Genomic DNA, 11,489 nt, shown 5'->3' on the forward strand with positions numbered 1-11,489 from the left:
GGTCTGGCCGGTGCTCGCAATAAGAGCGAGCGTCGGCATGACGCTCCGCTGGTTCCATTACCCAGGATAAAAAAATGAACTTCCTGACGCGATACCTGCCCTTCGTGGCCGCCATGGCGCTTGTCGTCGTGGCCTCCAATATCCTCGTGCAGTTCCCGATGCAGGGCGAGATCGGTGGTCTGTCGCTGGCCGATCTGCTCACCTGGGGCGCCTTCACCTATCCTTTTTCCTTCCTGGTCACCGATCTCGCCAACCGCCGCTATGGCCCGGCCGTGGCGCGCAAAGTGGTGTTCGTCGGCTTCATGACGGCGGTGACCTGCTCGATCCTGATCCCGCCCTTCCTGTTCCGTCATGGCCTGATCGCGTTCGAGACCGCCGCCGACCGGCTGGTGCGCATCGCGGGCGCTTCCGGCGCCGCCTTCCTCACCGCGCAATTGCTCGACGTCACCGTGTTCAACCGGCTGCGCCGGCAGAGCTGGTGGCGCGCCCCGATCGTCGGCACGCTGGTCGGCTCGGTGTTCGACACGGTCGTCTTCTTCGGCGTCGCCTTTTCCGCCGCCTTCGCTTTTGCCGGCCCCAATGACAGCTTTGCGCTGGAGACCGCGCCGCTGATGGGCATACTGCCGGTCGAGACGATGCGCTGGGTGTCCTGGGCGCTTGGCGACCTTTCGGTCAAGCTGATCATCGCCGTCGTGGCGCTGATCCCCTACCGGCTGCTCGCCGCGCGCTGGAGCCAGCCGGCGGTCGCGGCCGGAGCATGATCCCAAAAAGTGGAACTCGGTTTTTGGAAAAGATCATGCTCAAACAAAAAGAGAGAGCATGATCCCCTGGGTCCAGCTTGATTCCGCCCGCACGCCCGATGGCGTCCAGGAGCTGCGCCTGAAGCAGCGCGGCGATGAATTCTCCATCATGCTCGGCACCAACGAGCTGATGAACAGTCGCCTCAGCGGCTCCGAGGAGGCTCTGGCCAGGCTTTCCTGCGAGCGGATCGCCGACCGCAAGCGGCCGAGGCTCCTCATTGGCGGGCTCGGCATGGGCTTCACCTTGCGAGCCGCCCTCGCCGCCGTCGATCGCGACGCCGCCGTCACCGTCGCCGAACTTGTCCCTGCTGTCGTCGCCTGGGCGCGCGGCCCGATGGCTAAAATCTTCGACGGCTGCCTCGACGACCGCCGCGTCACCATTCAGGAAGTCGATGTCGGCCAACTGATAAGGGCGGACAAAGCCGCCTGGGACGCCATCCTGCTCGACGTCGACAACGGCCCCGAAGGCATCGTCTACAAGGGCAATGACACGCTCTATGGCGCGGCCGGTCTCGCGGCCGCGCGCGCCGCCTTGACGCCCGGCGGCGTCCTGGCGGTCTGGTCGCAAGGGCCGGACAGCGGCTTCACCCGGCGGCTGAAGCAGGCCGGCTTCTCTGTCGAGGAGATCAACACCCGGGCCAACGGCAAGCGCGGCGCCCGCCACGTCATCTGGGTTGCGACCAACCGGCCCTGACGCTTTCAGCCACAGCCGCGGCGGCTTTACGCTTTGTTACGGCCGATAATGCAGGATGGCGAAAAATCTCCAGAGTGGTTCGCCGTTTCACGGAAGCGGCGAACCACTCCATCTCTTTGTTTTGACGCAATTCCTGACGGAAAACCGTGTCACACTTTTCCTGGAATTGCTCTAAGGCATAGCAACCAGCATGACCGTGCAAGGCACCGGTTGGAAAAACGATCTCCTGCTTGCGTTGTGCGCCACGCTGGTGGTGCTGACGATCAACGCGGTTTCCGGCTTCCCCACCCTTGCCAACTATGGCGCCGACAATGACAGCATGTTGCGGCTGGTCGAGGTCCGCGACCTGCTCGGCGGCCAAGGCTGGTTCGACCTCCATCAATACAGGATGGGCACCTCGGGTGGCTTCGTCATGCACTGGTCGCGGCTGATCGACACGCCCCTCGCGCTGATCATCAGGGCCTTCGATGCGCTGGGCGCCAGCCCCGCCACCGCCGAACGCGCCGCGCAGATCATCTGGCCGACCCTGCTCTACGGGCTGACCATATTCGTGCTGATGCGCGCCTCGCAACGCTTCGCCGCTACGAATGTCGCGATGCCGGCGGTCATCCTGTCGACGGCGGGGCTCTTCTTCCTGGTGATCTACAGCCCGGGCGTGATCGATCACCACAATGTCCAGCTGCTGCTGACGGCGGCCAGCCTTTGGTTTCTGATGGAGGCGCCCTCCTGGCGGCCTGCTGCCCTTCTGTCAGGCATTTGCGCGGGCCTTACGCTGGCTGTCGGCATGGAGACCGCTGCCTATGTGGCGGTGCTCGGCATCTGCGCCGCGGTCCTGTTCATCCTCGACGGCAAGGAGCGCATCACGGCGCGGGGCTTCGGCCTTGGGTTTGCCGGCATCGCCTCCCTGGTCTTCGTGGCGACCATCCGGCCGGCCAACTGGGGCGTGGCCCAATGCGACGCCTTCTCATCCTTCCAGTTCGCGGTAGCAGCGCTTTCCGGCTTCGGCCTCGCGATCGCCGCTGCATTGACCACCTCGACAGTTCGGGCGCGGCTGGTTTCGATGCTGGCGCTTGCGGCGGTGATCGCGGCCGTCGTGATTGTGTTCTTCCCGCAATGCCTGGCCTCGCCCTATGCGGACATGGACGAGCGCATCCGCACCTATTGGCTGGCCGACGTGGTCGAAGCGCAGCCCTTCTGGAGCGTCGCCATCCACCAGCCGAAGCTGATGGCGGCGCGCTACGTGACGCCCTTCATCGCGATCCTGCTGATCGGCTTTCAGTTGCGGAGCCGTGGCCTGCGCCGCGAAGAAATTCTCGCCGCCATCCTGCTTGTCGTCGCCTTCGTCGTCAGCCTTTGGCAGGTACGCGGCTCGACCTTCTCCGTCGCCTTCGCCGTGCTGCCGCTCTCGGCCTGGATCGCGAAAACCCGCCTGCGGGCGGACACAGCACCCTCATGGCGCCTTTCCGCCGGCATCGTCATGGCGTGGCTGGTCTCGCTCAATGCGACCTGGGCCGGGGTCGCGGTGGCGGCGCAATCCATGGTCCAGAAGGCGCCGCAGCGGATCAATTCCGATCCCGACCATGCCGTGACCTGCGGCAAGCCCGGCGACTTCCGCGATCTTGCCGCCATGCCGGCGACGACGGTGCTTGCCTCGTCCAATCTCGGCTCGGGAATATTGGTGTTCACCCACCACCGGGCGCTGGCCGGCCCTTATCACCGCAATGTCGGCGGCAATCTGGCGATGCTCGACGCGTTCATGGGGGGCCCGGACGCCGCCCGCGCCGTCATCGAGCGCGAGCATGTCGGGCTGATCGCGATCTGCCGCGGCAACACGGAAGAGATATCGCTGGGCCTGGATGCGCCGAATGGCCTTGCCGCGGCGTTGCTGCGGGGCGACCTGCCGACATGGCTCGAATTGGACCAGTCTACCGCGGGAAAGCCGATCGAGATCTACAAGGTACGCTGAATATCGGCCCGCGGCCATATCAGCATCGTCGACAGCGCCCCTCGCAACGTGCTGGTTTTGCGCCGATGCAACATCATCCCGTAATTTAGAAAACCGCGATTGAAGCCAGTCCCGTGGATCATTGCAATCCGGCCTGTGCTTTGGTTAGCATTCCGCTCGGCCAGCGATATATCTATTCAAGAAATTTGGATTCGGGGTTCTTTGGATTGGGGAGAGGATATCCATGTCGGCCATAGACGGCGCGGTGGCGCCAGCATCAGCCACACAAACGCTGCAGCATGTTGTCTCGCACATGGTGGATGCCGTGAACCGCGCCGCCTTTGTGGAAACGCCTTTCTGGCATCTGGAAATGACCGATGTTTTCCCGCCGGACCTTTATCGGCGTATGCGCGCCGCCATGCCCGAGGCGCGCGAATATCGTGCGCTCAAGGGGCGCAACAATGTGAATATCAAGGCGAACGGAACCGCGACGCGGATCAAGATCGACCTCTACCCCGAATATATCCGCCATCTGCCTGACCGGAAACGGGCCGTCTGGGCCCTGGTCGGCAAGGCGTTGCATGCGCCGGAACTGAAGGACGCGTTCATGCGCCGCCTTGCCCCGGGCCTGGAGCGCCGCTTCGGCGCGGACTTCATGAAGGTCGGCATGTATCCGGTGCCGATGCTGACGCGCGACGTGGCGGGCTACAAGATCGGCTTCCACACCGACACGAAATGGAAGGGCATCACGGTTCAGTTCTATTTGCCCGAGGACGACTCGATCAACCACATCGGCACCCGCTTCGCCGAGCGCAAGCCGGACGGACGTTTCGAGAATTCGCACCGGATGTCGTTTTCCCCGAATACAGGCTACGCCTTTGCGGTCGGCACCGACACCTGGCATGCGGTCGACACCGTCGGACCGGAAGTCCGCACCCGCGACAGCATCCTTCATACCTATTTCGTGGACAACACCGCGACGCTCAAGATCCGCAACCGCAGCAAGCGCGCGGCCAATTTCGTGATGAACGAAGTCCGCCACGTCGGCCGGTAGAGCAATTCCAGGAAAAGTGTGAGCGGTTTTCCGCCCGGAATTGCGTAAAAACAAAGGGATAGAGCGGTTCGCCGTTTCCGTGAAACGGTGAAACGCTCTAGTCTCGGCCGCTGGCGCCCGCCGGCACGGCTGAACCCATGCCGGCCGGTCTGCTCAGTCCTGGTGCAGGATGAATTCCAGATAGAGGTTGCGCTGCAGGATCGAATGGTTGTCGTCCGACACCAGCGACACCATCAGCGCGCCGTCGTCGCGGGTCCAGACGTCCAGCCCTTCCATATTGTCGATCTGGTAGCCCATGTCGGCTTCCATCAGCACCGGTCCGTCGGCGACCGCGCCCTTCTCGACGCTTTCGCCATAGATGCGCCGCAGCCGCATCTTCACCCCGCGAGCGATCGAGAAGCTGCGCTCCAGGAGCAGCAGATCGCCGTCCGGCAGGAAGGCGCCGTCGGTTATGTCGAAACCGCCGTCGCGCCTAACGGTGAAGACGCCCTTATGCGGCCCCTCGATGACGGCGGCGTAGACATTGCCTGCTTTGTCGAGGCTCCTCTCCGAGACCACGACCAGGCCGCCCTCGTGCTGTCCATAAGGATCGGCGTGGGTCACGGTCTCGAAGCCGCGGTTCTGGCGCAACTCCTCAGCGGGGACCAGGTAATCGATCTGCCTGACCGGGGCTTTCATATTGTCGGGATCGATCTTGAACTGGGCGACGCGCTGGTCGCGCTCGAAGCCGACGGTGGCGATGCCGTCCTTGACCGCGAGCCCTTCCGCATCGACCTCCCATTTGCGGTCGATCGGGCGGCCCGAAGCGTCGACCATCTGCTGCATGCGGAAATTCGAAACACCCGACGGTCGCTTGCCGGCGTCATGCGTGATCGTGCCGAAGAACCAGAAGCCGGTGTCGGCCACACCGATGAAATCGCCGCCCGGCTTCAGGAAGCGAAAGGCCGACAGCGCGCCGAAATCGCGCGCCGGCGAGGTCATCTCCAGCCCGCCGACGAATTCGAGCGGCCCGAACCGCGTCTCGTCATGGCCGGTATGGAACTGGCTGATCGGCCGCGCCGAGATCTCGACGATCTCGACGGGAGTTCCCGGGGCGGCAATGGCCGGCGAGGCGCAGGTCAGCACGCAGGCGAAGAGCGTCCGCCGCGCACGCCGCCCCGAAAAGATCATCCGGCGCGCCGCAAGCCGCCGCGCCGCGTGTCGCGCGCGCTTTCCTCGCCGAACAGCGAGGCGAGCTGCTCGGTCATGGCGCCGGCGAGCTCCTCGGCATCGACGATGGTGACGGCCCGGCGATAGTAGCGGGTGACGTCGTGGCCGATGCCGATTGCCAAAAGCTCGACCGGGGAGCGCGTTTCGATCAGCTCGATAACCGCCCGCAAATGGCGCTCCAGATAGTTGCCCGGATTGACCGAGAGCGTCGAATCGTCGACCGGCGCGCCGTCCGAGATCATCATCAGGATCTTACGCTGCTCGGGCCGGCCGATCAGCCGGTTATGCGCCCAAAGCAGCGCCTCGCCGTCGATGTTTTCCTTGAGCAGGCCCTCGCGCATCATCAGCCCGAGATTGCGCCGCGAGCGCCGCCATGGATGGTCGGCGGATTTGTAGATGATGTGGCGCAGGTCGTTGAGTCGGCCGGGATTCGGAGGCTTGCCGTCCTTGAGCCATTTCTCGCGCGCCTGCCCGCCTTTCCAGGCGCGGGTGGTGAAGCCGAGGATCTCGACCGAAACGCCGCAGCGCTCCAGCGTACGGGCCAGGATGTCGGCGCAGGTCGCGGCGACCGTGATCGGACGCCCGCGCATCGAGCCGGAATTGTCGAGCACCAGCGACACCACCGTGTCGCGGAACTTGGTGTCGCGCTCCTGCTTGAAGGACAGCGGCTGCATCGGATCGATGACGACGCGCACCAGGCGCGCCGGATCGAGATAGCCTTCCTCGAGATCGAAATCCCAGGAGCGGTTCTGCTGCGCCATCAGCCGGCGCTGCAGCCGGTTGGCGAGCCGCCCGACGACGCCGGAAAGGTTGGCGAGCTGCTTGTCGAGGAAGGCGCGCAGCCGGTCGAGCTCCTCTTCCTCGCAAAGGTCCTCGGCACCGACCGTCTCGTCGAAGGCGGTGGTGAAGACCTTGTAGTCGATCTCTTTCGGCAGGTTGAGGAACGGATTGTCGTTGCGCTTGGCCTCGCCCGGCGTCTCGGCGTCGGAATCATCCTCGTCGGACAGGTCGTCGGACGTGGCGTCGGTCGCTTCCGTTTCGGCCGACTCTTCCTCGTCGGCGGAGGCTTCGGCATCTTCCGACTGCGACTGCTCGGAGCCCGAATCCTCCTCGCCGCCTTCCTCGCTCTGTTCCTCGCCCTGCTGCTCGTTCTCTTCGTTTTCCTCCGAGTCGTCGGTCTCCTGGTCGTCGCCGAGCTCCTCGGCCATTTCCATGGAGACGAGCATGTCGCGCACGACGCGGGCAAAGGCTTGCTGGTCCTCGAGCTTGGCCGACAGGCCGTCGAGATCGGCGCCGGCCTTCTCCTCGATCCAAGGGCGCCAGAGGTCGACCAGCCGCTCGCCGCTCTTCGGCACGGGCCGTCCGGTGAGCTTTTCGCGCACCATCAGCGCGACCGCCTCTTCGAGTGGCGCGTCCGCCTTGTCCCTGACGTCGACGAGATTCGCCTTGGTGTATTTGTCCTCGAGCATCGAGCCGATATTGTCGGCCACGCCCTGCATGGCGCGGCTGCCGATCGCCTCCACGCGAGCCTGCTCGACGGCATCGTAGATCGCCCGCGCCAGTTTGCCTTCCGGCGCCAGCTTGTTGTGGATGCGCTGATCGTGGCAGGCGCGCTTCAGCGCCATGGAATCGCCAATACCGCGCGTGATCGCGATGTCGTTGCGCGAAGCCTTCTTGGGCAGTTCGGGCAGGCGCGCGCGATTTCCCGCCAGCGCCGGGCGGTCCTTAGCGAAGCCGACCTCGAGGTCCTTGTCGCCGGCGACGGCACGCATGCATACGGTCACGGCGCGCTTGAAGCTGTCGGCTTCAGACCCGTTCTTCGGCTTGTTGCGCGTGTTGTCGCCCGGACCCGCCATTGATCATTCCCTGCGCGTTTTCATGCTGAAAGGCTGGAGGCCTTTCAGCGGCGCGCCTAACCCAGCACCACGTTGGCGGCGCTCTCCGGCAGATCCTCGCCGAAGGCGCGCTGGTAGAACTCGGCCACCACCGAACGCTCCAGCTCGTCGCACTTGTTGAGGAAGGTCAGCCGGAACGCCATGCCGATATCGCCGAAGATCTCGGCGTTCTCGGCCCAGGTGATGACGGTGCGCGGGCTCATCACCGTCGACAGGTCGCCATTGATGAAGGCCGAGCGCGTCATGTCGGCGACGCGCACCATCTTGTTGACGATGTCCTTGCCCTTGTTGTCGCGATAGTGCTTGGCCTTGGCCAGCACGATGTTCACCTCATTGTCGTGCGGCAGGTAATTCAGCGTGGTGACGATCGACCAGCGGTCCATCTGCGCCTGGTTGATCTGCTGCGTGCCGTGATAGAGGCCGGTGGTGTCGCCGAGACCGACCGTGTTGGCGGTGGCGAACAGCCGGAACGCCGGATGCGGGCGGATGACGCGGCTCTGGTCGAGCAGCGTGAGCCGGCCCGATGATTCCAGAACGCGCTGGATGACGAACATCACGTCCGGACGGCCGGCGTCGTACTCGTCGAAGCAGAGCGCGACATTGTGCTGATAGGCCCAGGGCAGGATGCCGTCGCGGAATTCGGTGACCTGCAGGCCTTCCTTGACGACGATGGCGTCCTTGCCGACAAGATCGATACGGCTGACATGGCTGTCGAGGTTGACGCGCACGCAGGGCCAGTTGAGCCGCGCCGCCACCTGCTCGATATGCGTCGATTTGCCGGTGCCGTGATAGCCCGACACCATGACACGGCGGTTGTAGGCAAAGCCGGCGAGGATCGCCAATGTCGTCGCCTTGTCGAACAGATAATCCGGGTCGATGTCCGGCACATGCTCGGTCGCCGCCGAATAAGCGGGAACGACCATCTTGGACTCGAAGCCGAATTTCTCCTTCACCGACACCGTCGTGTCGGGCAGGTTGGCGATATCGCGATCGACCTTGTTCATCACTATCAACGTCTCCACGGGCGAAACGCCGCGTTTCGCCGGCAATCGATTTTGTCCGGGGGCGGTCTTAGAGCCTTTTCCAACCTTATGAAAGTTGGAAAACGACACGAACCGTAGGGCCGCTCAGCACAATCCTGCCTGCTTGAGCACGCGATAGGCCTGGAGCACATCGCGAAACCGGTCTTCCGAACCTCTGTCGCCGCCATTCGCATCCGGATGGTGGCGCTTAACGAGTTCCTTATAACGCGCCTTGATGTCCTGACCAGTCGCCTTTGTGTCAAGGCCAAGCGTTTCCAGTGCCTTGGCCTCAAGCGGCTTTGCCTTGCGCTCGCGCGGCTCGCGCGCGCCTGAACCGAACAGATTGAACGGATCGCGCATGCGGTTGTAGTAGCCGGCGCGCCCCGAACGCTGCTGCGCGAAATCCGGCGCCGAGCGCGTCCCGCCGCCATTGGCGCCCATGCGCCATGTCGGCCTGTGGCCGGTCAGGGCCTCTTTCTGGAAGCGCGCGATCTCGCTGTCCGACACGCCGGAGAAGTAATTGAAGCCCTTGTTGTATTCGCGCACATGCTCGAAGCAAAAACGGAAATACTCGCCCTCCTTGAGGCGTCCGACCGGCGCGCGATGCGTGCCGGCCTCGTTGCAGCCATCCCACTGGCAGACCGGGGCGCGCGACTTCAGCTCCGCGTCCTTCTCCGGCCGGATTCGAATTTTCTCGAAATATTTGGGATACGCTTTCATCTCCCCCATTTATGGGCTGTTCGCACGTGCGAAACAAGAATTGACATTTCGCCGATGATCGCCCTAACCGCTGAATCGCGGCTTAAAAGCGGTCGAAATTCAAGATTTTGCGGCTGTGCCGCAGATGTGGGGAAGGGAAGCCCGGATGTCCATACAGTCGACGATGGAAAACAAGCTGAAGGCGGCATTTTCGCCCGAAAGGCTCGCCGTCATCAACGAAAGCCACCTCCATGCCGGCCATCACCACGCCGAGCACGGCCACGAGGCCCATTTCGACGGCACCGGCGAGACGCATTTCCGCGTCCGCGTCGTCTCGGCCGCCTTTGCCGGCATGAGCCGCGTCGACCGTCACCGCGCCGTCAACGAACTGCTTGCCGACGAATTGAAAGCCGGCGTGCATGCTCTGGCGATCGAGCCGGCCGCGCCTGGCGAAAGGACGCGCTGGTAGTCAGGCCACCGTCGCCTTGAGGAACGCCAACGCGGCGGCGGTCAGGGCATCGCCATCCTGGCCGAAGTCGCGATTGATCGACATATGCGTATAGGCGCTGCCGTCGAAAAGCGTGACCTTGGTTCCCGCGGCGCGCAGCCGTTTCGCGAAAGCTTGCGACTCTTCGCCTCGCCCGGGCGCACGCGAATAAGCGATGAAGGTCGGCGGATGCTTCCTGCCGTCGACATAGCTCGCCGGCGACAGCGCGGTCCATTGCGCGGGATCGGAGAAGGCACGCGCATAGGCCCGAACCATGCCGCCATCCCTGGAAAGCGCGGCAAGATCATAGGCCCGGGTGTCGTCGAGGATCAGGCCGGCGACGCCAGGCAGGCCGCCTCGCATGCCGGTCAGCGCAACCAGATGGCAGCCGGCCGAATGGCCCATGCCGACGATGCGGTTCGGGTCGCCGCCATGCCGGGCGATATTGGCGCGCACATAGGCATAGGCCTTTTCGACGTCGCTGGCCTGGGTCGCGACATCGGCCTGCGGCAACATGCGGTAATCGATCGAGACGAAGACGAATCCGTTGGCGAGCAGGAAGCCCGGCTTGGCGCCGACCTGGCTGCGTTTGCCGAACCGCCAGGCGCCGCCATGGGCGAAGAAGACCACCGGCAGGTTGTTCGCGCCGCCTGCTGCATAGATGTCGAGCTTGGCCGGACCGTAATCGCGGGTTTGCGGTTCCGGCTGGTCCGGACGGCCGGCGGCTGACGCACCCGCCGGCAACAGCGCCGCCAGGGATGTCACGATGAAGCTGCGTCGATCGATCATCGCCATCTCCGGCCAGGTTGCGCCGCGGCGCGCATGGATGTTCGTCACGCGCCTCATTTACGGACCAAAAATGACAACTTTCGGTGCGAAAACAAATCCACTCCTTGACCGCCCGCTGGCAATCACCACGTATGTTGATAGGCGAGCATTTGCGGCCGAATCGGGGTGTTCCCGAGGGCCAACGCCGGAGTGCAAAGTGCGCTCTCCCTTCATGTGAAGGGAACCACAATGCTTTCCGGCGGTTGATGAAGCGATGAGCCGATTGGCAGCCTATCGGCTCCGAGGCAAAGCATCATGCGCGAGAACCCATCCGACGTCTTCGATCTGTTTTCGGAGATTTATTCCAACGCGGCCCAGGAAGAGATCAGCCTCCAGCAATATCTGCTGGCGTGCCGCGAGGACAAATCCATGTACGCCTCGGCGCCGGAGCGCATGGTCGAGGCGATCGGCGAGCCGAACCTGGTCGACACCAGCAAGGACGAGCGGCTCGGCCGCATCTTCTCCAACCGCACCATCAAGATCTATCCCTCCTTCTCCGACTTCTACGGAATGGAGGATACGATCGAGCGCATCGCCGGATATTTCCGCTATGCCTCGCAAGGCCTCGAGGAGCGCAAGCAGATCCTCTATCTTCTCGGACCGGTCGGCGGCGGCAAATCCTCGCTCGCCGAACGGCTGAAGAAGCTGATGGAGGAGCGCCCGATCTACACGCTCAAGGTCGGCAACCAGATCAGCCCGGTCTTCGAATCGCCACTCGGCCTTTTCCATCCCGATCGCATGGGCGATCTGCTGGAGGACAAATACGGCATCGCCCGCCGCCGCCTGAACGGGCTGATCTCGCCCTGGGCCGCCAAGCGCCTCGACGAGTTGTCCGGCGACATCTCCAAATTCAGCG

General features: G+C 63.9%; 10 protein-coding genes and 1 pseudogene. 6 read left to right on the top strand and 5 right to left on the bottom strand.

Annotation, left to right across the window (positions count from 1 at the left end; genetic code table 11):
- Positions 1-74: 74 nt before the first annotated feature.
- The 4 genes from EOD07_RS07890 to EOD07_RS07905 all read left to right on the top strand — a co-directional run bounded on the left by EOD07_RS07890 (position 75) and on the right by EOD07_RS07905 (position 4,493).
- Positions 75-761: a queuosine precursor transporter gene (locus tag EOD07_RS07890; RefSeq protein ID WP_127234809.1), complete on the top strand. Its 687-nt coding sequence runs from the start codon at positions 75-77 to the stop codon at positions 759-761.
- 58 nt (positions 762-819) lie between these two features.
- Positions 820-1,494: a hypothetical protein gene (locus EOD07_RS07895; RefSeq protein WP_127234812.1), complete on the top strand. Its 675-nt coding sequence runs from the start codon at positions 820-822 to the stop codon at positions 1,492-1,494.
- A 190-nt stretch (positions 1,495-1,684) separates the two neighbouring features.
- A complete protein-coding gene (locus tag EOD07_RS07900; protein ID WP_127234815.1) occupies positions 1,685-3,460 on the top strand; it encodes a GtrA family protein in 1,776 nt (591 codons plus the stop codon).
- A gap of 223 nt (positions 3,461-3,683) precedes the next feature.
- Positions 3,684-4,493, top strand: coding sequence for a hypothetical protein (locus EOD07_RS07905; RefSeq protein ID WP_127234818.1), 810 nt, complete (start codon positions 3,684-3,686; stop codon positions 4,491-4,493).
- Positions 4,494-4,646: 153 nt separating this feature from the next.
- Here EOD07_RS07905 and EOD07_RS07910 read toward each other — a convergent pair whose 3' ends face one another.
- The 4 genes from EOD07_RS07910 to EOD07_RS07925 all read right to left on the bottom strand — a co-directional run bounded on the left by EOD07_RS07910 (position 4,647) and on the right by EOD07_RS07925 (position 9,348).
- Entirely contained in the window at positions 4,647-5,663 is a 1,017-nt protein-coding gene (locus EOD07_RS07910; RefSeq protein ID WP_127234821.1) for an esterase-like activity of phytase family protein, read from the bottom strand.
- On the bottom strand, positions 5,660-7,558 hold the full coding sequence (gene cobT / locus EOD07_RS07915) for a cobaltochelatase subunit CobT (protein WP_127234824.1): 1,899 nt from the start codon (positions 7,556-7,558) through the stop codon (positions 5,660-5,662). The genes EOD07_RS07910 and cobT overlap by 4 nt, the downstream gene beginning before the upstream one ends.
- Positions 7,559-7,614: 56 nt before the next feature.
- Positions 7,615-8,601, bottom strand: a complete 987-nt coding sequence (cobS, locus tag EOD07_RS07920; protein ID WP_041000295.1) for a cobaltochelatase subunit CobS — start codon at positions 8,599-8,601, stop codon at positions 7,615-7,617.
- Positions 8,602-8,724: 123 nt separating this feature from the next.
- The gene (locus EOD07_RS07925) at positions 8,725-9,348 is read right to left on the bottom strand and encodes a J domain-containing protein (protein ID WP_073987935.1); all 624 of its coding nucleotides are present in this window, start codon (positions 9,346-9,348) and stop codon (positions 8,725-8,727) included.
- 136 nt (positions 9,349-9,484) lie between these two features.
- Between EOD07_RS07925 and EOD07_RS07930 the strand changes: the two genes are divergently transcribed.
- On the top strand, positions 9,485-9,787 hold the full coding sequence (locus EOD07_RS07930) for a BolA family protein (protein ID WP_041011274.1): 303 nt from the start codon (positions 9,485-9,487) through the stop codon (positions 9,785-9,787).
- Here EOD07_RS07930 and EOD07_RS07935 read toward each other — a convergent pair whose 3' ends face one another.
- Complete coding sequence (locus EOD07_RS07935; RefSeq protein ID WP_127234826.1) at positions 9,788-10,594, bottom strand: alpha/beta hydrolase; 807 nt, start codon at positions 10,592-10,594, stop codon at positions 9,788-9,790. It abuts the gene before it with no gap.
- A 294-nt stretch (positions 10,595-10,888) separates the two neighbouring features.
- Here EOD07_RS07935 and EOD07_RS07940 point away from each other — a divergent pair.
- Positions 10,889-11,489, top strand: a pseudogene (locus EOD07_RS07940) (PrkA family serine protein kinase); the annotation flags it as partial.

Source organism: Mesorhizobium sp. M2C.T.Ca.TU.002.02.1.1 (genome assembly GCF_003997225.1).